We start from the raw sequence: 22703 nt of genomic DNA on the forward strand, positions 1-22703 counted from the left end.
TGCCGCCCATGATTTACGAAAAAGAAATGGCAGAAAAAAAACCTATTGATGTGTCCGAAATAACTTGACCACTACACCAACACGTCTCCTGTGGCTGCGTCCACGCCAAACGCGAGCACATCCTCGCCGCGCATTGACATATTGCGATGGTCTTTCCACCGTAAGCGCTGAACCCCGTATTTGAAAGCTGTGAACTCGCCAAGGTAGGAAGTTCCCAATATCTCACCAAGATCGCCGGAGCGAATGGGCTTGGTCGTGGGCAGTTTCTCTTCGATGAATTCGGCCACCGCAGTCTTGCCCAACGTCTTCATTAAGTGGGCGACACGGGCGCCTGACGCGTATTGCGAGGGGATGAGCTTTGCTAGCACCTTGACGGCACCATTTATTTTCTTCGGCTCGGCATTGAGAACCGTCATCTCATGGCCGTTGACACTCTCCTTGGTGGCTGCACACCATTTAGCGAACTGCGCCATTCATCCCCCGATCTGTTGTAGTTTTCTTAAAATGGTATTAGCTTAATCACATAGGTACGGTCTACGCAGGTTCGTCGGAAGGAACGTCTACCGGAGACGACGGCACATTTGCCTTTTGCTGAATGATTCGGCATCGTTCCAGCAGGACCTCAAAGGGCTCAGCGTCGTCCAGGAACAAGCCGTCATCGACCATGTGCTGATAGTCGGAAGCCAGCGTTGCCAGCGCACCGTCGTCAGGTACAAGTTGCAGGCAGCCAGAAACTGCCGCGTGGTAGTCGACCAGTTCACCGTCCGGAGATTTCTCCGCAAAGAAAATTCTCTTGTGATCGGCAACTGCTTTGCCGAGCGCCGTGTCCGCAATGGCTGCGTCAACGAATCCCGCAGTGTCAAGCCGAGCCACGTCATGCCAATGACGAGCAAAGCGTTCACCGCCACGGAAAGTACCTTGGGCACAGAAGACATGAATCGCCGTAGCCTTCTCCCAGAAGGTACGCTCGGCGCGCATCACTTGCGGCGTGGCAGTGGGGAACACGAGCATCGGCAGGTATGCGGCCGCATCGCACTGAATTTGGCGTGGTTCACTGGGCTCGCCAGTAGAGCGGGCACCGAACTCCAGCATGACAGCCGGAGTAACGTAGCCAGTACCTGCGATCAACGGAACGTAATCGATAAAGACCTTGTCATCTTCGGCGCGTACCGATGCGGGCAGAGACTGCTGCTCTAGATCCTGTTTGAGCCTCGGTACGATTTCGCTGGCAACCCATTCTGCCAAGCGCGCCCGGATCTCTTTGCTCCATTTCTTTTCTTGGCTCTTGCTGGCTGGCAGCGGTGCGTCGGCGTCTCCGATTAGATCACCTGCGATCGCGCGGATGTCGTAGGTCAGATCGACATCCTCCGAAAACCGGCGGATGACACCATAGGCCTTGGACAAAGATGTGCCACCCTTGAAGACCAGATGACCAGCATGGGGGCCATCGAACAGATGCCGCAGCGACCAGACTACCCAGATATCTTTTTCAAGCAAATGAGGCAGACGGCCGGAACTGCTGGCAGCCGCGTTGAGCGCCTCCAGGCGCTCAACATTAGAGAGTTCGAAAAACTCAGCCATGCGCCAGCAAAGCGCTAACTTCTTGCGCCAGCAAAGCGCTAACTTCTTGCGCCATCCAGGTCGGTAGGCGCGAACGCGCCGATGCGACTTCTTCGAGTTCAGACGGTTGCAGTTTCGTCCGAAGCTTGCGCAGTGCTTCGCCAGCCTTCTCAGGCCCCAGCCAAGCGAGGGCCCGCACTACCTCTCCCGCTGGACGGCCAGGAAAAATCAGTTGCCAGATGGGCGCGTGCCGGAATTCGACCGTTTGCGCGCCGACCTTCAGACGCCGATTGCGCCCGGATGTCAGATAGATGGCCTTCATTGGTACTTGGGTAGTGAGGCCAAGCGCATTGGCCGCAGCTGCCCCATGGAGCACGATCGTTTCCCCACGCTGACTAGCCAGTCCTTCGACCATTTTGCTTGTGGATGGTGCATGCGTCCCGAAACGACTCTCCACGGGCAAGACGTAAATACCTCGCCCAGCCCGCAACAAGGCACCGCGCCTCACCAGGCGAGAGAGCACTTGATCTACAGCAGCCCTCCCCCCCAAATGCAGAAGCTCCTTCGCGACCAAAGGGGTGCCTTCCGACAACCCAGCTGCGTATTCCAGTACTTGTTTGGCAATGGTCTGCATGACGAAACGCTCCTATTTGGTAGAATTATGTAAAAACTTCTGACACTTGTCAAGTTGACTGACGAATGACATGACAGCGCCTTGCCCGAGTATGCCTTAGCGAATTGCCCATAAACTGCAGATAGCCATTATTGCTCTACGTGAACAATTCCGAACTATGACTCATCAAGCATCGCCCCTTTGGGAAGCAAAAGGTGGATAAGCAAGATTCCAGTCAACTCGACCGGTCCCGCTTGCCGATACGACGATCTACGATATGGGTCGCCGTGGAGAATTTCCGAGACGCTTCAATATGACACCGCGTTGCGTGGTATGGGATTTTGTGGAGGTGAAAGCTTGGCTGGCGGCGCGTCGCCAAGCCTCGAACGCCGACACGCTGAAACTCGCCGAGTTCCCGGGCGTGCGCCAACGACGTAGGAAGCAGCGCGGCCGTATATGCGCCACCCCTTTCACTGGGGAGATGGTGAACTTATAGGTTTAAACTTCTTCACCAGGCAAGTTCATGAACAACAAATATGAACAAATTTAAAAATATAGAAGACAATTTCTATTAAATTCAATCAATTATGTGTTCATGAACAAATTAACTTTGAACAGAAGTTAAATTAAGTTTGATTTAACTAAAGCTGAGTTGCCACACAGGAGTTTTTTTCAGCATTCTTAGGGGCCGTCTCAGAAAACGGAAAATAAAGCACGCTAAGCTATTTTGGAGCTGCTCAGTGCCGGCTAAGTCAGATTCCGTAATCTCTCCATTGCGCAAATACCTGCGTTCTTTTCGGAGAACTCATCCAAATCGGATGGGTGCGCAAATGATGAGCCTATGGCTGGCCTAAGTTTGGCCGGTCAGACTTGCAGCAAGAACAACCCGCCTTTGCAGGAAATAACTCCATGAATACGCTGACCACGCCTTCCGCATCAAACTGGCTCAATAAAGTCCCTGAAGTAACGCTCTCGTTCTGGGTTATCAAGATCATGTCCACGACGGTCGGAGAAACCGGAGCCGACTTTCTGGCTGTCAATGCAGGCTTCGGCCAAGGCATGACTCGTACAGTGATGGGTGCACTGTTGGCTATTGCCCTATTCATGCAACTGCGCACGCGGAGCTACACGCCCTGGATTTACTGGCTGACGGTCGTACTGCTCAGCGTGGTCGGCACCCAGATTACTGACCTGCTCACCGATGGGCTAGGCGTTAGCCTGTATGTCAGCACGTCGGCATTTTCCGTGGCGCTTGCGGAGATTTTTGCGGCTTGGTTTTGGGTGGAACGCAGCTTGTCTATCCATGAGATTTTCACGCGACGTAGAGAGTTGTTTTACTGGTCGGCCATTCTCTGCACATTTGCATTGGGTACTGCGGCAGGTGACTTGGCGACGGAAGCGCTTGGCTTGGGCTTCACATGGGGAGCGGCGTCGTTCGGCACACTGATCTCTATCACCTATGCGGCATTCCGCCTAGGCGGTAACGCCGTACTGACTTTTTGGATTGGCTACATCCTGACTCGCCCCTTCGGTGCCGCGCTCGGTGACCTGCTGACCCAGGCCAAAACTTATGGCGGCCTTGGCATGGGTGCCATGTGGACCAGCGCATTGTTCCTGACAGTGATTGTGATGTTGGTCGCCGTTGCGCAGTTCAGCATTGGCCGCCGCATGAATGCGCAAGCCGCCGAATAACCTCTACCTAATAATTCAAGGAAAAATCATGCGTCATTTGAATTTGCTAACCCGCCCTATTGCTGCACTATCGGCTATCGCTCTCTTGGCCCTCGCGGCTGGATGCTCAAAATCCACCGACACTGGTACCGCAGGCTCTGCCGTAATAGCGCCAAGTCAGACCACTTCCGCGCCGCAGGCAAAGCCCGCGTCCAAATTGGGGGACTTATCTGCATTTCGGAACATTGCAGCAGACGTTGCCACCATCGTGGATAAGGGCGATCTAGCAGCAGCAAAGGCACGGATCAAGGACTTGGAGGTCGCATGGGATTCGGCGGAGGCAGGCTTGAAGCCTCGTGCAGCGGCTGATTGGCACAGGCTCGACAAAGCCATTGACCCCGCCCTTAGCGCACTGCGTGCAGATGCCCCCAATCAAACCGACTGCAAAAAGGCTATGGCTGACTTATTGAGCACTTTCGACTCCCTACAAGCGAAGCTCTGACCAGAGAAAACGAATCAATATGAATACTTCAGCAGAAAAATCCTTAAGCAAAGTCCCAGAGGTCACTCTCGTTTTCTGGATCATCAAGATTGCGGCCACCACGCTCGGTGAAACAGGTGGTGATGCCGTTTCGATGTCGATGAATTTGGGCTACCTGATTGGTACGGCCATTTTCTCGGCCATATTTCTGGTTGCGGTCTTTGCGCAAATCAAGGTCAAGTCCTTTCAGCCATTCCTTTACTGGACAACGATCATTGCAACCACCATGATCGGCACGACACTGGCTGATTTTGCAGACCGATCTCTTGGTATTGGATATGCTGGTGGCTCGGCCTTACTTATAGCTTTGTTGTTTGGTTCTTTGTTTATATGGCATCGAACGCTAGGCTCAGTTTCGGTCAGCACGGTCAGTTCGCCGAAGGCCGAAATGTTCTATTGGGTCACTATCATGTTTTCTCAGACCTTGGGAACGGCAATGGGAGATTGGACGGCCGATACGGCAAGATTGGGTTACACTGGCGGCGCCATTGTGTTCAGCGCATTGTTGGCCTTGCTTGTTGCATCTTACTATTGGACAAATGTATCGCGAACCCTACTTTTTTGGGCAGCATTCATTTTGACCCGCCCTCTCGGTGCTGTGGTAGGGGACTTTCTGGATAAGCCGCTCAGTGCAGGCGGGTTGGCCCTAAGTCGCTATTCAGCATCAGCAGCGCTTTTTGCTTTCATTCTGATCGCTATCTTGCTGTTCAAGCAACGTGCCGCTAGAACCGCGCATTGAGTATGTGACCACAAATAGCTACTAATATCCTTCAAATCCAGTCAAACATGAAAAATAACGTTTTTGCCCAATACGACAAACTGAGTAAAGCCTTCCATTGGGTTACCGCAATAATTGTTATCATTGCATTCATTTTGGGCCCCGGTGACTTTGGGCGTTTGCTGGATGAAGGTATTGACCCGGGTACAAGAATTGACATCGTATGGCACGAGTCCTTGGGCATTACCGTATTCACGCTCACACTTTTGCGCTTGTTATGGGTTGCTGTGCGTCCTGCTGCCCCGAGGATTCAGATGATTTCATGGATGCATCTCCTCGCCCGACTGATGCACATGGCATTGTGGGGATTGCTTTTTGCATTGCCGCTGACTGCGCTATTGGCATTGGGAAGTGAGGCACATCCTTTGACGTTGTTGGGTGGGTTTCGGATTAATGAACTGCCATTCATCGCAGACTCATATTTGGCAGGTCTTGCAGATTGGGGGGACGTACACAAGCTACTTGGCAATGCCATCATCTGGTTAGCCGGAGTTCATGCCTTGGCCGCCCTGTATCACCACTTCAAACTAAAGGATGGGGTCCTTTCTTCAATGCTACCTTGACAGGTAGAGAGCAAATTGAACGGGCATCCAGTAATAACAGAAGGAGGCAGAGTGCGAGTATTGCTGGTCGAAGACGACACCATGATTGGCGAAGCCATCGAAGGGGCATTGAGAGATGCTTCTTATGCGGCCGATTGGGTGAAGAACGGTCAAACCGCCCTCACAACATTGGCTTGCCAGTACTATGACCTGGTGTTGCTTGACCTTGGTCTACCCGGCAAGGATGGGCTGGAGGTACTGAACAGCATTCGCGCCAAAGACAATCCGGTTCCACTGCTCATCATCACCGCCCGCGACGGCCTTGATGACCGACTGCGCGGCTTGGATGGCGGGGCCGATGATTATTTGCTCAAGCCTTTTGCGATGGCCGAACTGCTGGCCCGCATGCGCGCGGTGCTACGACGTAAGGGGGGGAACGCAACGCCCGTGCTCAGTAACGGTGTCGTATCGCTCGATACGGCGACGCGGGAGGCGGCAGTCAACAACAGTGCCTCGGTGCAACTCTCCAACCGTGAGTTCGCCTTGTTGCAAGCCTTGTTGGTACGCCCCGGAGCCATTCTCTCGCGTAGCGATCTGGAAGACCGTATCTATGGATGGGGTGAGGAAGTCGAAAGCAACGCCGTCGAATTCCTGATCTATGCACTGCGGCGCAAACTGGGCAGCGAAGTCATCAAGAATGTCCGGGGGGTTGGATGGATGGTTTCAAAAAACGCTTGAACGAATCGGTTCAGCTCAAGCTGTCATTTTCGCTGTCGCTGATCATTTTGGTCATTGCGCTGGTGGCGGGCATTTTTTCCTTCGTATCCGCATTCGACGAAGCTCACGAACTGCAAGACGATATGCTGCGCCAAGTTGCAGCGCTGTTTGATCGGCAACACCTCCCGCTTGCCCATCTTGGAGACGATGGCCGCGCCAAAGACAGCGATGAAGAGTCCCGCGTCATCGTCCAATATCTTGCAGATGGCAGCAAGGCGGCCGGGAACGGCGATGCCGGAGTACCGCTGCCACTACCGATCACCCTACCCGATGGTCTGCATACGATTGATGTCAGCGGCGAGCCGTTCCGTGTGTTGGTCAAAACTACGTCCAGTGGCGAGCGGATCGCCGTGGCGCAAGAAACCGGCGTTCGCGATGAAATTGCACGCGGCAGCGCCTTGCGCACCTTGATGCCATTTCTTATCTTGGTTCCCATCCTGCTTTTGATCGTGGCTGACCTTGTGCGCAAGATGTTCCGGCCCATCGCTTCTTTGTCGGCGGAAATCGACCAGCGCGCCGAACAAGAATTGCATCCCATTGAGGAAAGCCATCTCCCTGCCGAAGTGCGCCCGTTCGTGGTGGCGATCAACCGTCTGCTTGCCCGCGTTGACCAGTCCATGGAAACCCAGCGCCGGTTTGTCGCGGATGCGGCGCATGAGCTTCGATCCCCATTGACCGCCTTGTCACTGCAAGCGGAGCGACTGGCCGAGGCGGATATGTCCGACCTGGCGCGCGAACGTCTCATGACATTGCGCCGAGGCATAGAGCGTGGCCGGAACCTGCTGGATCAACTTCTCACCTTGGCCAAGGCTCAGGCTGCACTTGACCGCCCCAAGTCGTCTGTATCGGTGCAGCACGTCTATCGACGCGTACTGGAAGACCTTATGCCTCTGGCCGAGGACAAGCACATCGACATTGGCGTCGAAGGAGAGCAAGACGTCCAACTCTGGGTGAACGAACTGGATGTAATTGCCGTAGTCAAGAACTTGGTCGATAATGCCATTCGCTACACGCCGGATGGTGGCAGGGTTGATCTTTCTGTCACCATGGAGGAAGGCCGTGCAATATTGCGAATCCAAGACTCAGGGCAAGGTATTCAAGTCGCAGAACGAGAGCGGGTGTTTGACCCGTTCTATCGCACTCTTGGGAGCGATCAAGTCGGATCAGGTCTGGGTCTTTCCATCGTCAAGGCCGTCACAGACCGGATTGGCGCTGAGATTAAACTAGGATTCTCAGACGAAGTGGCGCATTCCGGCCTGTGTGTCTGTGTGCTCGTGCCGCTGGCTAAAGCACTTTAAGGAAATACCCTTCGAGCTTTCGTCGAAGACCTGGTGGTTCCTTGGGTTATCCGGCCTGGCCACTGGCAAGCAAGGTCAAGATTGAGCCCGCCGGTATTTCTTTTCTGCACACCAAGCGAGTTAATTGGTAAAATGATATTGCTTTTCGCGCTCCTCCACCCTCTCCTAAATCGCTTGTTGATTTACCCGCTTCATCAATTCTTCCGCACTTTCCTTACGTTCACTGTAACGATCGACCAAATATGGCGAGCTGTTACGAGTCAGTAAAGTGAATTTCATCAATTCCTCCATGACATCCACCACGCGATCATAGTAAGCCGAGGGTTTCATGCGGCCGGCTTGGTCGAACTCCAAAAAGGCTTTGGCTACCGATGATTGATTGGGGATGGTAAGCATGCGCATCCAGCGCCCTAGTATGCGCAATTGGTTGACGGCATTAAATGATTGCGAACCGCCCGAGACTTCCATCACCGCCAAAGTTTTCCCTTGCGTTGGGCGCAGCGCACCAATCGATAGTGGAATCCAATCGATTTGCGCTTTCATGATGCCGGTCATCGCGCCATGTCGTTCTGGTGAGCACCACACCATGCCTTCTGCCCAGAGCGTCAAGGCTCGTAATTCTTGCACCTTAGGATGGTCTTCCGGAGCCGCATCTGGCAAGGGTAAATCTTGTGGGTTAAATACTTTTACTTCGCCGCCCATCGCGGTCAGTAAACGCGCGGCTTCCAGTGTCAGCAACTTGCTGTACGAGCGCTCACGTAAGGAGCCGTATAACAATAAAAATCGTGGCGCATGGGTGGCGGCTGTGGCAGAGGCGAAGTTTTCTGTTTCAGGGAGCTGGAATAAATCGGCCCGCAGATTGGGTAAGTCAGTGAGATTTTGTGACACGCGCGCCCTCGCTGTCGATAACTTTTTCGCCGTCTTCTTTGCTGAATTGTTTCAGTTGTGGCAAGGGCAGAATGTCCAGTACCAGCTCGGAAGGCCGGCATAATCTTACCCCGAGCGGCGTCACCACGATGGGTCGGTTAATCAGGATGGGATGCGCGAGCATTTGATCGACCAATTCCTCATCGGTCCAGTTCAAATCAGCTAATCCCAATTCTTCGTAGGGTGTGCCTTTCTGGCGCAAGAGTTCGCGTGCAGGCAGGCCCATTGCTGTGATTAAGGCTGTCAGTTCTTGTTTGCTGGGCGGATGTGTCAAGTACTCGATCACAGTTGGCTCTGCGCCAGTGTTGCGAATCAGGGCCAGCGTATTGCGTGAGGTCCCGCACTTGGGATTGTGATAGATCGTGATAGGCATAGCTGAATCCTTCAATTATTGTACGGCTTCGGTGAGCTTACTTGGATGCGCTGTAGGGTATAACCAGGTGAACAACACAGTTGCCGCTGCTGCGCCGCAAACTTGCGCTACGATAAAGCCGGCGGTGTCAGTTGGGCGTATCCCGGCAAAGGTATTACTTGCGGCTCGGGCCAAGGTAACCGCTGGGTTGGCAAATGAGGTCGATGAGGTGAACCAATAGGCTGCGGTGATATAGGCCGCCACGGCAAATGGCGTGACCGATGGCTGACTTCTGGAGGTGCTGATGATCACCGCGATCAGGCCAAAACTGGCCACAAATTCGCTCCCCCATTGCGCCCACCCGGTGCGGATATGCTCGGATGCGAAAAATACCGGCTCGCCAAACATTCCGTGCGCTATTGCAACACCGGCAAAGCCACAGACAATTTGTGTCGCGATATACGGTAGCACTTCTGCAGTGGGCATGTTTTTTTGCCAGGCTTGCGAGAGTGTCACGATAGGATTGAAATGGGCTCCGGAAATTGCGCCAAACATAAGAATAAGGGCAATCAAGCCAGCGCCAGTCGCTATCGCATTTGCCAACAAAGCAATCGCCACGTTGCCCCCGGCCAGGCGTTCCGCCATGATCCCGGAACCAACCACGACGGCGAGTAAAAAGGCGGTCCCTAAGCCTTCCGAAACCAGACGTTTTATGAGGCTCATACCTGCCCTACTTCAAGCGGATTACAGAGCGCGGTTGCGCAGGCAGGCGATGCCGGAGCGGGCAAACAAGGATTGCCGCCGCAACAGTTCTCTGTGAGGAAACTCAGCAAGCCATTCATGGTGTCAAAATTCGCCGTATAAATCATAAAGCGACCGTCTTGCCGCACATTTACCAGCTCGGCATGGCTCAGTTCTTTGAGATGGAAGGATAAGGAAGACGGGGGAATGCTTAATTGCGCACTGATTTTACTGGCGATTACACCTGCTGGACCGGCTTGTACCAACAAGCGGAACACGGCAAGCCTTGATTCTTGCGCCATCGCGGACAGCGCCGCGATGGCTTGTTTATTTTCCATGAGCATTTCTTTTATTAATAGTCGTTATTTCGATAATAATGGAATTATAGAAGTAAATAGTCTAGGCTGGTAAATATTTTTGCTTAAGCAAATCAAGGAATGCGCGCAACATGGGGGACTGGTTACTCTCCAAGTAGGCGACGGCGATACCCATGGACAGCTTCTTGTGCTGTTCCTTCATCTCGCGAAAAACGACGCCTTGGTATTTGACTTTTCGCAGCGACGCCGGGATCAGGGCGACGCCCTGCCCTTCAGCAATCAAGCCTAACAGTATGTGATGATAGTCTGGCTCCGGGATGACATGGGGCTGAAAGTCGATTTGATCGAAAAATGCTTGGCAATAGTCATAGAAGCCAGGATTGAGGCGGCGCTCGAACCAAAACATCGGTTCGCCGCGCAGCTCGTGGTAGTCAATTTTGCGCAGTTTGGCGAGGCGATGCGTGGCTGGTAAGGCGAGCACAAGGGGGTCATCAAAAATGATTTCCACTTTCAGATCCTGCGTATTGGTGTGCAGGCCTATGAAGGCGACGTCCATGCTGGCGTTTTTGAGGTCACGAACCAGCCGGATCGAATGCTTTCCGCTCGACACGATATGGCAATTGGGGAAGCGCTCACGCAGACGATCCAGCACGTCCGGAATCGCACTGTGGTCAAACACTGTCGTATAACCGACCACAAATTGCCCAGCGTCTGTTCCGCGCTCTGCCCTCGCTGCTGCCACCGCCTTTTCAAGCTGAGCCAGCGTGCGCCGCACTTCCGGCAGGAATGCTGTGCCGGCCTGCGTGAGGCAAACGCCAGTCGGCTGTCTGACAAACAGTTCTACTCCTAATTGGTTTTCCAATTGTCGGATTTGTCTGCTCAGTGGTGGTTGCGAGATGTGCAGACGTGCTGCTGCACGTCCAAAATGACGTTCTTCACTCACTGCCAGAAAATAGCGTAGCTGTCGTAGATCGATGGTTTCGTTCATACCGAAAAGGTATCACAAAAATGGTATTGGATACACTGCTGGCGAGCGCGCTACAGTAGTGGTTCGACTCACGGCAAAGGAAATGATGATGGAAAATACACATAATATCGATAACGAGCGCTATCTGCGGGGTTGGGCCAAGCTCAAGGAGGTCGATGGTCAAGCCGGTGAAAATGTGATCGAAAGTCTGCGCGACATCGCTCCTGACTTTGCACGCTTGCTGATCGAATTTCCCTTTGGCGACATCTATTCAAGGCCCGGACTCGATCTCAGAACCAGAGAACTGGCTGTGGTCGCGGCGCTGACCGCAATGGCTAACGCTGCCCCTCAGCTTAAGGTGCATATCCACGGCGCCCGCAACGTTGGCTGTTCGGAGCAAGAGATCGTCGAAGTTATCATGCAAATGGCCGTCTACGCGGGATTTCCGGCTGCACTCAACGGCCTGTTTGCTGCTAAGGAAGTGTTTGCGCATCAGCGGGCAGCAAATGCGGATGCGACTCCGACAGCGCCGGCGTGATGACGACAGGTCCTATTGCCTCTGCACTTCCCTAGCTCCATGCAGCAGCGAACTGCGCAGATGGGCGTGCTTGTCGTCGGGTTCAAATAAGCTCAGGCTCTCCATGGCACGCGTGATGCCGACGTAGAAGTAGCGTTTTTCTTCGGCTTTGTCATTGCGTCTCGGGAATTCATTTTCTTGCATATACGGTATCAAGACGTGCGGCCATTCTTGCCCCTTGCTGGCTGCCACCGTGGTCAGCGTGATTTGTCGTTCGGCTTTGGGACGTGCCCTGTACTTGGCTGCTTTCTCTTGGCGCGCAGCGAGTTCGAGCAAGAATTGGCCAGCATTTTGCTGTTGGAAGCGGGCGGCAAACGAGATGAAGCTGCGGATCGAGCGGCTCGCCGAATCCGCACGACCACGACTGATAAAGGCACGGCTGGTGGCATCTTTGAGGCGCAACCGGGTATTGATGTAGTTGAGCACTTCGAGCGCACTGCTTTGTTTGAAATCGGCTCTCAGCACTGCCACGGCGGCGGCAAACTGAGCCCGCCAACCGGCAACGGTGGTGCTGTCGTGCTCATTTTTCTTACATAAAACGCCATCGATAAAAAACGCCAAGGTTTCGGGGTCGCGGATGATGGTTTGGGTTGCTTGCTCTATCCATGAGAAGGCTTGCCCGGTGGTATTTTCGCTGTGGTAATCGGTTTGCCAGCGCTGATCGTGAATCGGTACGGAGAGGTAAAGCGTGAGTGCTGCAACCATGCGCTTGCAGGCATCACTGTCATTGCGCAAGGACGTAAAATCGTCGGCGACCAAATGCAAGAGCGCACGCAGCATGAGTATTTCGGGGCGCAGCAGGTAGCTGTCGAAGCCTTCGCAGTGGTAGGCCATGCCGCTGTCAAGAAAAGCATTTTCTATCGCCAAACTTTGGTCTGCCTCGCGCACAATGACTGCGATGTCGCCATAGCTGGTTTTGGCTTCTTCTTCAAAGATTTTTTTTATTTGCGTCACCACCAGCGTCGCGCAATGATTGGGGTCGTCCGGTGAGTAATTGACCTGACGGATCAGGGTGTGACTGCCGGGAATGGAGAGGCAGCTGCGCGGATGGATGGAGCGGCTTGCCATTCGGGAAAGCGCCGGGCCGAAGCGTTGGGTTTGGCTCAAGCTGAGCCGGGTCGCATCGGGAAAGCCGAGGTCGAAGCCAGTGGTGGAAAAATGCAGATCGGCACCGCGCGCGGTATGGATGGTTTGATCGCGATCGCCGACCACCAGCAGTCGCGCCGAGCGTTTAACTGTTTGTAATAGCGTGAATTCTGCCGCATTGACGTCATGCCACTCATCCACCAGAATTAAGGAAAACGCTTGAATCTGGGTGATAGCTTGGCTATGAATGCGCAGCATCAGCACCAGATCGGGTACGAAATCGGCTGCGGTTTGCCATAAAAAGTCGCCGGCGACGGCTTGCCTGCGCATTTCATAGGCGCGGCAGATTTCTATGGCGACGGCTGGCACATCAAACTCTTCGGCCAGCGCATCCAAGCATTCTTGACCGCAATCCTCTTCGTAAAATTGCAATGAGGATAAGGTTGACTTCAGTCTTGTCAATAAGAGCAGCAATTCTTCCAGCCGCTTGTTATCGTGTTCGAAAGCAAAATTGAAGTCACTGCCGTCGCCGCGTTGTTGGCAGCGCTCCCAAACACCGTTGGCAGCGGCAACGAGATGGTGGCGAATGCTCTCATCGTTGCGGTAAGTTTTAGGTCGCTCAAGGTAATTCAATTGTACCAAGCGCTGTATTTGGGTTTGCGCCCACTCCTCTATCGTCAATACCGAAATCCCGCGTGCCGCGCCCTCTTGCAGCAGTTTTTCGATCAAGCGTCCTTTCGCACCTTGGGTGAAACACAAAGCCAAAATTTTTGTCGGTGCCAATTGCGCATGCGCCGCCACCAGTGCCAGCGTGGTGGTTTTACCGGCACCGGCAACGGCTTCAATCAGCACGACCCGACTGGTATTGGAGACGATGATTTGTTGTTCTGTCGTCGGGGTGACCGGCATGGATGCTCTTTCGCGTAAAAATTGACTGTAAGAAAAAATACTCGAGCATTATTACTGATGCGACTGCATATGGCTATGGAATCCGTTATTGCTTGCTGGCGTGAACAACTAAGTGGCACCTTAGTGCCTTCAGGGTGGGAGGGTCGATCAAGGGCACTTTTTTTTCTGTGAAATGAACACGTTCTGTTGCGCCGGAGCAGCACAGATATAAAAGGCGCGTACGCGGCAATGACGAATTGGGCGAATGGGTGGGCGCGTAATCGATCTAACTTGTGGGTAATGATCAGGCTTTTTTACACCTGAAACACCGTATACCTCGTCATTCCCGCGTGCTTTTGGCGGGAACCTAGTGTCGTTTTTTACACTGAAAATGCCACAATTTCTGGCATTTTCAGTTAACCACGAACGTCGCTGGATTCCTGCCAAAAGCACGCAGGAACGACGCGGCCACCAGTCGGGGTAATGATACCGACTCACTACCCTTTTGCGACAGCCTCTGAAGGCCGGGGTTTCAAACCATAGTCAGATTTTAGATGATTGTTTTTTTAATGTTAACCAGCGCTTTCTTTTTTTATAATGGCGCGCTGCTTTGAGCATCTGTGCCTTTAAGTCATTACTTTTCGCGCATCTCTGCATCCTTATGGCAAGCCCCGTCACGAGACATTGGAGAATGATCTTGCTACATCTAGCAACTGTTAAGCCCACTCATGTTGTTGCCACCAGCCACTCTCAGGTATTGCCTGAATCGGGGCCACTGAACACACTCAGCGCGGTCTCATCCGCGCCGCTGAACCCGGCTGCGTGTGGAGAAAAAGCCGAACAAGCACAGTCCTCCTGCGACCGGTTTACTGCCGCCATAGGCGGCATGCGTGCGCCGGGGAATTTTCATCCCCGTCAGGCAAATTCACTGCAGTATCAGGCCGCAGAAACGCTCAATCGCTGCTTGCTCAAGGGCGGTATGCACGCCCTCCTGACTGACAGCTTGAATACCGTGGCCTCGAAAGGAGCGCAACGGCTAACAAGAGTCGCACCCTATGCCGGCTACCTCGTTAAAAAAGAGGAAATAAGCGCCAGTCTGGACAGTAAAATATTGACAGCCTTACCGGAAGGCACACCCAGACACATCTATTATCAAAAAGTAGGCCCTGTGATGACCGCCGCTGTCAAGCACATGTTCATGGGCCTGAGCTATAGTTCGGACGGACTCGACGAGCGCTGCCAAGCGCAAGCAATGAGCCAATACGGCATTCGCTTGATGCAGTTGGAGCTGGCCTTGGAAGCGCACATCGCCTACATCGGAAGGCAATTCGATGCCGCGCTGGCAAGCCCCGATGTGACTGCGAGACCGGATTTACTGGATGTGTGGCGGACTGCTTACGCAACGCGGATCACTGCGATCGTCGATAGAGTCATGGAGCACGCGCTCATTAAGAAAATCCTCATGCTTGATGACGCCATACAGACTGGCACGGTCGGCTACGTAGACTTTATCTTCGGCACAGAGGTGGAGGTAGCGCGCACTCCGGCTGTCATGGCGCTACGTGAAAAACTGACCACGCTGATCATGGCGCTGCCGACCGTGCAACTGGCCCATCAACAGAACCGTGCTTCGGTCGAACAATACAGGACGCGCCATCCGGATGAGTGGATTCCACCTGCCGATTATCTTGCTAGAATAGAGCATGAGCATATCAGCGAGCGGGTTTCATCAAAAATAGGCGAGTTAATTATTGAAGCGCGCCGTAACGATCAGTCAGCTAGATTTCGTACCAGTCCTACAGACAATATCGAATAGTGCCGCTAAAATCCATTTCAACACCACCTCCTCATTCACTATTTTCTTTTAATAGAGCATGTACCCTCCCTACACTGAGTTTTCTGCGCGGCGTCGTTTATTGTTAGCACTGGCAAGCTTGCCGGCGCTGAGTGCTTGTGTCACTGGCGAACTGCCCGCCCCCTTTATGCCACCGCAACAACGATTCGCTGAACTCGAACGTGGAGTCGGTGGTCGCCTTGGCGTGTATGTGCTCAATACCGGCAACGGCACGGAGCTCGCTTATCGCGACAATGAACGCTTTCCATTGGCCAGTACCTTCAAAGTAATGCTAGGTGGCGCAATACTCGAACGCAGCCGTTACGAAGCTGGCTTATTACAGCAATTAGTAGACTATCGTCGTGATGATCTCGTCACTTACTCGCCGCAAACCGAAAAAAAACTGGCCACCGGCATGACGGTTGCCGAATTATGTGCCGCCGCCATCGGCTACAGCGATAATTCCGCCGCCAATTTACTCATGAAATTACTCGGTGGTCCGGCTGCCGTGACGGCTTACGCACGTTCAATCGGCGATCAAGAATTCCGCCTTGATCGCTGGGAAACCGAGCTCAACAGCGCCGTGCCTGGTGATTTGCGTGACACCACCACCCCGAGGGCGATGGCCACGAGTCTGAAAAAGCTTGTGCTCGGCGATGCCTTGCCCAAGGCAGAGCGTGAATTATTGAAACATTGGTTGATCAGCAATACCACCGGTGCGAACAAAATCCGTGCTGCGTTGCCGCCAAACTGGGTGGTTGGCGACAAAACTGGCGGCGCTGATTACGGCTCGACCAATGATGTCGCCGTAATCTGGCCGCCCGGTAAGTCTCCGCTCATCATTGCCTTGTACTACACGCAAGATAAAAAAGATGCCCCACTGCGTGACGGGATGCTGGTCGCGGCGACTCAAATCATTTTGTCCGTAATGCGGCCAAGCTGATCCTGCTTACTTAATGAGGTATGATAATATCGGCCATGGTAAAAAAAATCGCGTTCCTGCTAAGCCTCTGTATCCTGCTGCAATTAAGCTGGACGGTGGTGAGCGCGTATTGCCAGCATGAAAGTGGTCGCAGTGCCCAACACTTCGGTCATCATGCGCATCAACATCACGATGCCGATACCGATGGCGATGCGGACAGTAAATTGAGTCAATCGACGCCAGCTAATTCGGCCGCGCATGCCGATTGCGCAGCCTGCCCGCATGGTTCTTGGCTTAGTCACGAGCCCGACCCGCAGTATCTGGCTGGCTTGATGATGCAAATGAAAATCGCCGCGCCGCCGGCACAAACCGCACAAACCGATTCGGAGCAACCCGATCGCCCCAACTGGATCGCCCTCGCCTGAGTCCGGCGATCCATCTGTCACCCCTACTTGCCTTACGGCTAGCTTGAAGCCATGACCTGACAGGTCGTTGCCGGATATTTTCTTGTTTTTTTTCAGGAGTATCCTATGCAAAAATTTATATTGCCGCTGCATTTAGCGGCGCTGTTAGTGTGTCCACTCGCCGTGGCGGCGGAAGCTCCCGCCTCTGCCACATCGCCCTTAGCCGCAACAAGCCCACTGCGCGCCTTGAGCTTGTCTGCGGCAGTGCAAAGAGCGCTCGCGGCCAATCGTGAGATTTCGGCGGCCCGTCATGGTCTCGATGTCAGTGCCGGGGCCTTGCTGCAAGCAGGTTTGCGTCCGAATCCGGAACTCGGCATCACGGTGGAAGATGCCGGTCGTGCCGATAATCGTAGCACCACGGTGCAAATTACCCAAGCTTTGGAGTTGGCTGGCAAGCGTCCGGCACGGATTGCTCTGGCCCAAAGCGAGGCGGCCATCGCAAATAATGAACTGGCGATCAAAGCAGCGGAAATTCGCGCCACCGCGACGCGCGGTTTTTTCGACGTGTTGATTGCCGAAGAACGTCGCCGCTTGGCGCGCCACTCCTTCGATCTGGCTCGCAAGGTCAGAGAGACGACCGCCAAACAAGTCGCTTCAGGGAAAATTTCTGCGATAGAAGAAACCAAGGCGGGCGTGGCTGAAAGTGGTATTCGCATCGAGCTCAGTCAGGCTGACAGTGCCTTACTCGCAGCGCGTCAGCGTTTGGCCGCCAACTGGGGCGCACGTCAGGCCGATGATTTTGAACTCAGCGGCAGCTTCGATGATTTGCCCGAGCTGCCGAGCATGGTCGCGCTATCAGAGCGCCTTCGCGCAGCGGCAACGATGCAGCGTGTCCGCTTGGCGGTCGAGCAAGGGCAAGCCAATCTGCAATTGGAACGCAGCCGCCGCATCCCTGATCTGAGCGTCAGTCTGGGTGCCAAGCGCGAAGCCGAAACCGGGCGGCAACAAGCCTTGGTCGCCATTGCGATTCCGCTACCTTGGTCAGACCGGAATCAGGGCAATGTGCAGCAAGCCAGCGCGCGTTTGAATCAAGCCCGTGACCAGTTGGCCGTCAGCGAAAGTCTGCTCTACAGCCAACTGCAGCAAATTCACCAGCGCCTGAGTGTGGCCTTGGATGAACACAGCTTGCTGGAACGAGAAATTTTACCGGGTGCGCAACGCGCCTTTGAGATGACGCTCAAGGGCTTTGAATACGGCAAATTCAACTTTATTGATGTGTCCGACGCCCAGCGCTCCTTATTGTTGGCACAAGCGCAGCATCTGCGCAGTTTGTCCGATGCCCATCAAGCCGCCAGCGAGATCGAGAGCCTGCTGGCCGATCCGGCGCTGAGCCTGTACTCCACTATGCAAACCAAGGATACCTTATGACACGTTCTACTCGCGCCGGTATCGGCCTGTTGATCGCCCTGCTGTTGCTTGTTGCCGGCAGTCTGTTTTACTACTGGCGCACGCCTGCTGCCAGCCATGCTCGCGCAGGTAAAGAAGCGGCGCATGCGCATGCCGGTGAAGCAACCGCCCATGCCGGCGATGAACACGGCGCTCCCGCACGTGCGCCTAGCCAGGCCGAACACGCCGAAGAAGAAGTGGGAAAAATCACGATGAATGCACAAACGGCACAACAAAACGGTGTTGAATTTGCAGCGGTCGGCCCGATTGATCTCAAAACCAGCCTGAAATTGACCGGCGAAGTGCGCCTCAATCAAGATCGCGTGGTGCAAATCGTTCCGCGTTTGGCCGGTATCGTCGAGAGCGTGCACGTCAACGCTGGCGACCAAGTCAAAGCCGGGCAATTGTTAGCGGTGGTTTCCAGTCAGGCTTTGGCCGACCAGCGCAGTGAATTGCTGGCAGCGCAAAAACGCTATGCCTTGGCCGAGCGCAGTTTCGAGCGTGAAAAGAAATTATGGGATGAAAAAATCTCGGCAGAACAAGACTTTTTAGCCGCCCGCATCAGCTTGCAAGAGCTGGAAATCGGTTTGCGCAATGCCGAACAAAAACTCGCGGTTATTGGTGCTGGTTTGCCTCGTAACGAACAACATCTGGCGCGGCATGAGGTGCGCGCACCTATTAGCGGCACCATTACCGAAAAACAGATCGCGGTCGGCCAGTCACTCAAGGAAGACAGTGCCGTGTTTACCTTGGCCGATTTGGCGACGGTGTGGGTAGAGTTGACCATTCCTGCCGCTGATCTCGATCAAATTCGGCCGGGACAAAGCGCCGAAGTCAGCGCCCAATCGTCTGCTACCAGTGCCACTGGCAAGTTGAGTTTCCTCAGCCCGGTGGCGGGCCAACAAACCCGTCAAGCCTTGGCGCGCTTGGTGCTGCCGAACACAGAGCGGCGCTGGCATCCGGGCTTGACGGTACAGGTGGCGCTGGCATCGGGACAAAGCAAGGTGCCCTTGGCGATCAAGAATGAGGCGATTCAGCAGATAGAAAATCAGCCGCAGGTGTTTGTTCGTCAAGGAGACTACATCGTAGCCCGTGTGCTTAAGGCTGGCCGTAGCGATGGCCAGTGGACCGAGGTGTTGGGCGGGTTGCAAGCCGGTGAAAGCTATGTCACAAAGAATAGCTTTCTGATCAAAGCAGAGCTCGGCAAAGCCTCCGCTGCACATGAACACTAGGAGCTGAGATGTTTGAGAAAATAATCCGTTTTTCGATTGATCAGCGCTGGACCATCATGCTGATCACCTTGGGCTTGGCATTATTGGGCGTCTATAATTTTCAACGCTTGGCGATCGATGCTGTACCTGATATCACGAATGTCCAGGTGCAGGTGAATACGGCTGCGCCTGGCTATTCACCGCTGGAAACCGAACAAAGACTGAGCTTCCCTATCGAAACTGTGATGGCCGGCCTGCCCCGTCTGCAGCAAACCCGCTCACTCTCGCGTTACGGTTTGTCGCAGGTGACGGTGATTTTTGAGGATGGTACCGATATCTATTTCGCCCGCCAATTGGTAAACGAACGGATACAAGAGGCCAAGGCCAAATTGCCGGCCGGGGTAGAGCCGACCATGGGGCCGATTTCCACTGGGCTCGGTGAAATTGTGATGTGGACGGTGGAAGCCACAGCGCATGCCGTGACCGCCGCCGGTGCGCCGTATACCGCGGTGGATTTGCGCGAAATCCAAGATTGGATCGTCAAACCGCAGTTGCGCAATGTCCGTGGGGTTACCGAAATCAATACCATAGGCGGCTATGCCAAGGAATTTCAAGTCGCACCGCTGCCGGAGAAATTGCTCGCCCATGGCTTGCAATGGCAAGATATCGTCACTGCGCTGCAAAAAAATAATGCCAACGTCGGTGCCGGTTACATAGAAAAAAGCGGCGAGCAATATCTGATCCGCGCGCCCGGCCAGTTGGCTTCTTTGGAAGAAATCGGCGAGATCGTGCTGGCCCAGCGCCAGAATGCCACCATTCGTATTAAAGATGTGGCCGAAGTCGGGATAGGCCGCGAATTGCGCACCGGTGCAGCGACTGAAAATGGCCAGGAAATCGTGCTCGGCACGGTATTCATGCTGCTGGGTGAAAACAGTCGCACCGTAGCCCAGGCCGTTGTGGCCAAACTCGATCAGATCAACCGTACCCTGCCACAAGGGGTTACGGTCAAGACCGTGTATGACCGCACCACTCTGGTCGACAAAGCGATTGCGACGGTAGAAAAAAATCTGCTCGAAGGTGCTTTGCTGGTGGTAGTGATCTTGTTTTTGTTTCTCGGTAATATGCGCGCGGCCCTGATTACCGCCTTGGTAATACCGCTGGCGATGTTGTTTACTTTTACCGGCATGGTGAACAATAAGGTCAGCGCCAACCTGATGAGTCTGGGGGCCTTGGACTTCGGTATCATCATCGATGGTGCCGTCGTCATCGTCGAAAATTGTGTGCGCCGACTGGCGCATGCACAGGCTGCGGTGGGACGCCAACTGACGCGCACGGAACGGTTTCATGAAGTGTTTGCCGCGGCCAAGGAATCACGCCGTCCGTTGTTATATGGTCAACTGATTATCATGGTGGTGTATTTGCCTATCTTTGCACTTACCGGTGTCGAAGGGAAGATGTTCCACCCTATGGCGTTTACGGTGGTAGCGGCCTTGCTGGCGGCGATGCTGTTGTCGATTACCTTCATTCCGGCCGCCGTTGCTCTGTTTATCGGCAAGCATGTGAGTGAAAAAGAAAATCGCCTCATGCAAGTCGCTAAGCGCTGGTATCAACCACTGCTCGCACTGGCCTTGCAGAACAAGAAAACCGTCCTCGGCAGCGCCGTGCTGGTGATGCTGCTCAGTTTCGGTTTGCTGACCAGGTTGGGCAGTGAGTTCGTGCCTAGTCTGAATGAAGGCGACATCGCCCTGCATGCGATGCGCATTCCCGGCACCAGTCTGAGCCAAGCTCTGCAAATGCAGCAGCAACTTGAACGCACCATCAAAAGCTTCCCCGAAGTCGAACGGGTGTTCGCCAAAATAGGCACGGCAGAGATCGCGACTGATCCTATGCCGCCGAATGTGGCCGATACCTTCATCATGCTCAAACCCCAGACCAGTTGGCCCGATCCCGGGCGCAGCAAAGAGGATCTGGTGGCGGCGATAGAGCGCGCGGTCGAAGCCGTACCCGGTAATAATTATGAGTTCACCCAGCCGATACAGATGCGTTTCAATGAGTTGATTTCCGGTGTGCGCAGCGATGTCGCCGTGAAAATTTTCGGTGATGAGATGGCGGTCATGAATCGCACGGCAACCGAGATCGCGACGGTGTTGAACGGTATTGCCGGTGCGGCCGACGTCAAGGTCGAACAAACTACCGGCTTACCGGTACTCAATATCGCTATCGATCGCAATGCGGCGGCTCGCTACGGTTTGGCCTTGAGTGATGTACAGGAAGTCATCGCCACCGCGGTGGGCGGCAGCGTCGCCGGCACTTTGTTCCAAGGCGATCGCGGCTTCGATATCGTGGTGCGGCTACCGGAACGCCTGCGTGGCGACATCGAAGCGATACGCCGCCTGCCGCTGCGCTTGCCGACAGTGGAAGGCAGTAGCGCTGCCAGTTATATCAGCTTGGCCGAGGTCGCGCGTATCGAGTTGGTACCGGGGCCGAACCAAATCAGCCGAGAAAATGGTAAGCGCAATGTGGTGGTGACGGCGAATGTCCGTGGTCGTGACATCGGCTCCTTCGTCGCGCAAGCGCAGCAAGAGCTGGCGCAGAAAGTGACAATTCCCAGCGCTTACTGGACCAGTTGGGGCGGCACCTTCGAGCAGTTGCAATCGGCTAAAGCGCGTTTGCAGATCGTTGTGCCACTGGCATTGCTACTCGTGTTTATTTTATTGTTTGCGATGTTCGGCAATCTCAAAGATGGCTTATTGGTATTTACCGGCGTGCCGTTTGCCCTTACCGGCGGGATTGTGGCGCTGTGGTTGCGTGATATTCCCCTGTCGATTTCAGCGGGGGTAGGTTTTATCGCGCTGTCCGGTGTGGCCGTGCTCAATGGCTTGGTGATGATCGCTTACATTCGCTCCTTGCGCGAAGAAGGCATGGCCTTGCTGCCGGCAATTGAACAAGGGGCGTTGACACGGCTGCGTCCGGTCTTGATGACCGCGCTGGTCGCATCACTCGGCTTTATCCCGATGGCGCTGGCCAGCGGCACCGGTGCGGAAGTGCAGCGACCGTTGGCGACCGTCGTGATCGGTGGAATTTTGTCGTCGACCTTGCTAACTTTACTCGTTTTGCCTTTACTGTATGAGCTGGCGCATAAACTGCGTGGACAGCCATCGGTATCGGATTACTAAAACAAGCAGCTCGACCCGGCTTGGCAGCGGGTCGAGCTTGTGTGTGCTGCCAAGCTTAATTTATACGGAGTGAAA

22 protein-coding genes and 1 pseudogene are annotated in these 22703 nt (G+C 54.3%); 14 read left to right on the plus strand and 9 right to left on the minus strand.

Translation table 11 applies throughout. The features are described from left to right. Positions 1 to 71 precede the first annotated feature (71 nt). The 3 genes from QN359_RS10460 to QN359_RS10470 all read right to left on the minus strand — a co-directional run bounded on the left by QN359_RS10460 (position 72) and on the right by QN359_RS10470 (position 2194). Positions 72 to 473 carry a Hachiman antiphage defense system protein HamA gene (locus tag QN359_RS10460; RefSeq protein ID WP_322248349.1) on the minus strand — a complete coding sequence of 134 codons (402 nt, stop codon included), beginning with the start codon at positions 471 to 473 and terminating at the stop codon, positions 72 to 74. A gap of 61 nt (positions 474 to 534) precedes the next feature. Further along, positions 535 to 1581 carry a nucleotidyl transferase AbiEii/AbiGii toxin family protein gene (locus QN359_RS10465; RefSeq protein ID WP_322248350.1) on the minus strand — a complete coding sequence of 349 codons (1047 nt, stop codon included), beginning with the start codon at positions 1579 to 1581 and terminating at the stop codon, positions 535 to 537. Next, a complete protein-coding gene (locus QN359_RS10470; RefSeq protein ID WP_322248351.1) occupies positions 1574 to 2194 on the minus strand; it encodes a DUF6088 family protein in 621 nt (206 codons plus the stop codon). The genes QN359_RS10465 and QN359_RS10470 overlap by 8 nt, the downstream gene beginning before the upstream one ends. Positions 2195 to 2438: 244 nt before the next feature. On the opposite strand from QN359_RS10470, the pseudogene QN359_RS10475 reads away from it, so the two are divergent. The 7 genes and pseudogenes from QN359_RS10475 to QN359_RS10505 form a co-directional block, all read left to right on the plus strand. Next, positions 2439 to 2669, plus strand: a pseudogene (locus QN359_RS10475) (helix-turn-helix transcriptional regulator); the annotation flags it as partial. Positions 2670 to 3082: 413 nt separating this feature from the next. Further along, on the plus strand, positions 3083 to 3865 hold the full coding sequence (locus QN359_RS10480; RefSeq protein WP_322248352.1) for a hypothetical protein: 783 nt from the start codon (positions 3083 to 3085) through the stop codon (positions 3863 to 3865). A 28-nt stretch (positions 3866 to 3893) separates the two neighbouring features. Continuing rightward, positions 3894 to 4346 carry a hypothetical protein gene (locus QN359_RS10485; RefSeq protein ID WP_322248353.1) on the plus strand — a complete coding sequence of 151 codons (453 nt, stop codon included), beginning with the start codon at positions 3894 to 3896 and terminating at the stop codon, positions 4344 to 4346. Between the two features lie 19 nt (positions 4347 to 4365). Then, on the plus strand, positions 4366 to 5124 hold the full coding sequence (locus QN359_RS10490; protein ID WP_322248354.1) for a hypothetical protein: 759 nt from the start codon (positions 4366 to 4368) through the stop codon (positions 5122 to 5124). A 47-nt stretch (positions 5125 to 5171) separates the two neighbouring features. Next, entirely contained in the window at positions 5172 to 5726 is a 555-nt protein-coding gene (locus tag QN359_RS10495; protein ID WP_322248355.1) for a cytochrome b, read from the plus strand. A 51-nt stretch (positions 5727 to 5777) separates the two neighbouring features. Next, a complete protein-coding gene (locus tag QN359_RS10500; protein WP_322248356.1) occupies positions 5778 to 6443 on the plus strand; it encodes a response regulator transcription factor in 666 nt (221 codons plus the stop codon). Beyond that, complete coding sequence (locus QN359_RS10505; protein WP_322248357.1) at positions 6419 to 7780, plus strand: ATP-binding protein; 1362 nt, start codon at positions 6419 to 6421, stop codon at positions 7778 to 7780. The genes QN359_RS10500 and QN359_RS10505 overlap by 25 nt, the downstream gene beginning before the upstream one ends. 165 nt (positions 7781 to 7945) lie before the next feature. Here QN359_RS10505 and arsH read toward each other — a convergent pair whose 3' ends face one another. The 5 genes from arsH to QN359_RS10530 form a co-directional block, all read right to left on the minus strand. Then, a complete protein-coding gene (gene arsH / locus QN359_RS10510) occupies positions 7946 to 8668 on the minus strand; it encodes an arsenical resistance protein ArsH (protein WP_322248358.1) in 723 nt (240 codons plus the stop codon). Further along, positions 8649 to 9080, minus strand: a complete 432-nt coding sequence (arsC, locus tag QN359_RS10515; RefSeq protein WP_322248359.1) for an arsenate reductase (glutaredoxin) — start codon at positions 9078 to 9080, stop codon at positions 8649 to 8651. Before arsC ends, arsH begins: the two co-directional genes overlap by 20 nt. Before the next feature lie 15 nt (positions 9081 to 9095). After that, positions 9096 to 9782, minus strand: a complete 687-nt coding sequence (locus QN359_RS10520) for an MIP/aquaporin family protein (RefSeq protein WP_322248360.1) — start codon at positions 9780 to 9782, stop codon at positions 9096 to 9098. Next, a complete protein-coding gene (locus QN359_RS10525; protein ID WP_322248361.1) occupies positions 9779 to 10138 on the minus strand; it encodes a metalloregulator ArsR/SmtB family transcription factor in 360 nt (119 codons plus the stop codon). Before QN359_RS10525 ends, QN359_RS10520 begins: the two co-directional genes overlap by 4 nt. A 61-nt stretch (positions 10139 to 10199) precedes the next feature. Beyond that, entirely contained in the window at positions 10200 to 11105 is a 906-nt protein-coding gene (locus tag QN359_RS10530; protein ID WP_322248362.1) for a LysR family transcriptional regulator, read from the minus strand. An 88-nt stretch (positions 11106 to 11193) separates the two neighbouring features. On the opposite strand from QN359_RS10530, the gene QN359_RS10535 reads away from it, so the two are divergent. Next, the gene (locus tag QN359_RS10535; RefSeq protein WP_322248363.1) at positions 11194 to 11622 is read left to right on the plus strand and encodes a carboxymuconolactone decarboxylase family protein; all 429 of its coding nucleotides are present in this window, start codon (positions 11194 to 11196) and stop codon (positions 11620 to 11622) included. 12 nt (positions 11623 to 11634) lie between these two features. Here the strand turns inward: QN359_RS10535 and QN359_RS10540 are convergent, their stop codons facing one another. After that, a complete protein-coding gene (locus QN359_RS10540; protein ID WP_322248364.1) occupies positions 11635 to 13656 on the minus strand; it encodes an ATP-dependent helicase in 2022 nt (673 codons plus the stop codon). 676 nt (positions 13657 to 14332) lie between these two features. Here QN359_RS10540 and QN359_RS10545 point away from each other — a divergent pair. The 6 genes from QN359_RS10545 to QN359_RS10570 all read left to right on the plus strand — a co-directional run bounded on the left by QN359_RS10545 (position 14333) and on the right by QN359_RS10570 (position 22628). Then, the gene (locus QN359_RS10545; RefSeq protein WP_322248365.1) at positions 14333 to 15451 is read left to right on the plus strand and encodes a hypothetical protein; all 1119 of its coding nucleotides are present in this window, start codon (positions 14333 to 14335) and stop codon (positions 15449 to 15451) included. 58 nt (positions 15452 to 15509) lie between these two features. Next, entirely contained in the window at positions 15510 to 16412 is a 903-nt protein-coding gene (bla, locus tag QN359_RS10550; RefSeq protein ID WP_322248366.1) for a class A beta-lactamase, read from the plus strand. Positions 16413 to 16447: 35 nt separating this feature from the next. Continuing rightward, positions 16448 to 16816: a hypothetical protein gene (locus QN359_RS10555; protein WP_322248367.1), complete on the plus strand. Its 369-nt coding sequence runs from the start codon at positions 16448 to 16450 to the stop codon at positions 16814 to 16816. Positions 16817 to 16921: 105 nt separating this feature from the next. Next, positions 16922 to 18223 carry a TolC family protein gene (locus QN359_RS10560; protein ID WP_322248368.1) on the plus strand — a complete coding sequence of 434 codons (1302 nt, stop codon included), beginning with the start codon at positions 16922 to 16924 and terminating at the stop codon, positions 18221 to 18223. Next, on the plus strand, positions 18220 to 19473 hold the full coding sequence (locus QN359_RS10565) for an efflux RND transporter periplasmic adaptor subunit (RefSeq protein WP_322248369.1): 1254 nt from the start codon (positions 18220 to 18222) through the stop codon (positions 19471 to 19473). The genes QN359_RS10560 and QN359_RS10565 overlap by 4 nt, the downstream gene beginning before the upstream one ends. An 8-nt stretch (positions 19474 to 19481) precedes the next feature. After that, entirely contained in the window at positions 19482 to 22628 is a 3147-nt protein-coding gene (locus QN359_RS10570; RefSeq protein WP_322248370.1) for a CusA/CzcA family heavy metal efflux RND transporter, read from the plus strand. Positions 22629 to 22703 lie beyond the last annotated feature (75 nt).

It is taken from the genome of Undibacterium sp. 5I2 (genome assembly GCF_035019605.1).
Classification (GTDB): domain Bacteria; phylum Pseudomonadota; class Gammaproteobacteria; order Burkholderiales; family Burkholderiaceae_D; genus Undibacterium.

What these genes read in the sequence shown, in the direction of transcription:
- QN359_RS10485 (WP_322248353.1), top strand. Translation starts at nt 3,894, where the DNA reads ATGCGTCATTTGAATTTGCTAACCCGCCCTATTGCTGCACTATCGGCT.
- bla (WP_322248366.1), top strand. Translation starts at nt 15,510, where the DNA reads ATGTACCCTCCCTACACTGAGTTTTCTGCGCGGCGTCGTTTATTGTTA.
- QN359_RS10525 (WP_322248361.1), bottom strand. Translation starts at nt 10,138, where the DNA reads ATGGAAAATAAACAAGCCATCGCGGCGCTGTCCGCGATGGCGCAAGAA.
- arsC (WP_322248359.1), bottom strand. Translation starts at nt 9,080, where the DNA reads ATGCCTATCACGATCTATCACAATCCCAAGTGCGGGACCTCACGCAAT.
- QN359_RS10535 (WP_322248363.1), top strand. Translation starts at nt 11,194, where the DNA reads ATGGAAAATACACATAATATCGATAACGAGCGCTATCTGCGGGGTTGG.
- QN359_RS10470 (WP_322248351.1), bottom strand. Translation starts at nt 2,194, where the DNA reads ATGCAGACCATTGCCAAACAAGTACTGGAATACGCAGCTGGGTTGTCG.
- QN359_RS10570 (WP_322248370.1), top strand. Translation starts at nt 19,482, where the DNA reads ATGTTTGAGAAAATAATCCGTTTTTCGATTGATCAGCGCTGGACCATC.
- QN359_RS10565 (WP_322248369.1), top strand. Translation starts at nt 18,220, where the DNA reads ATGACACGTTCTACTCGCGCCGGTATCGGCCTGTTGATCGCCCTGCTG.
- QN359_RS10530 (WP_322248362.1), bottom strand. Translation starts at nt 11,105, where the DNA reads ATGAACGAAACCATCGATCTACGACAGCTACGCTATTTTCTGGCAGTG.
- QN359_RS10540 (WP_322248364.1), bottom strand. Translation starts at nt 13,656, where the DNA reads ATGCCGGTCACCCCGACGACAGAACAACAAATCATCGTCTCCAATACC.
- QN359_RS10465 (WP_322248350.1), bottom strand. Translation starts at nt 1,581, where the DNA reads ATGGCTGAGTTTTTCGAACTCTCTAATGTTGAGCGCCTGGAGGCGCTC.
- QN359_RS10460 (WP_322248349.1), bottom strand. Translation starts at nt 473, where the DNA reads ATGGCGCAGTTCGCTAAATGGTGTGCAGCCACCAAGGAGAGTGTCAAC.
- QN359_RS10490 (WP_322248354.1), top strand. Translation starts at nt 4,366, where the DNA reads ATGAATACTTCAGCAGAAAAATCCTTAAGCAAAGTCCCAGAGGTCACT.
- QN359_RS10480 (WP_322248352.1), top strand. Translation starts at nt 3,083, where the DNA reads ATGAATACGCTGACCACGCCTTCCGCATCAAACTGGCTCAATAAAGTC.
- QN359_RS10560 (WP_322248368.1), top strand. Translation starts at nt 16,922, where the DNA reads ATGCAAAAATTTATATTGCCGCTGCATTTAGCGGCGCTGTTAGTGTGT.
- QN359_RS10555 (WP_322248367.1), top strand. Translation starts at nt 16,448, where the DNA reads ATGGTAAAAAAAATCGCGTTCCTGCTAAGCCTCTGTATCCTGCTGCAA.
- QN359_RS10505 (WP_322248357.1), top strand. Translation starts at nt 6,419, where the DNA reads ATGGATGGTTTCAAAAAACGCTTGAACGAATCGGTTCAGCTCAAGCTG.
- QN359_RS10520 (WP_322248360.1), bottom strand. Translation starts at nt 9,782, where the DNA reads ATGAGCCTCATAAAACGTCTGGTTTCGGAAGGCTTAGGGACCGCCTTT.
- QN359_RS10495 (WP_322248355.1), top strand. Translation starts at nt 5,172, where the DNA reads ATGAAAAATAACGTTTTTGCCCAATACGACAAACTGAGTAAAGCCTTC.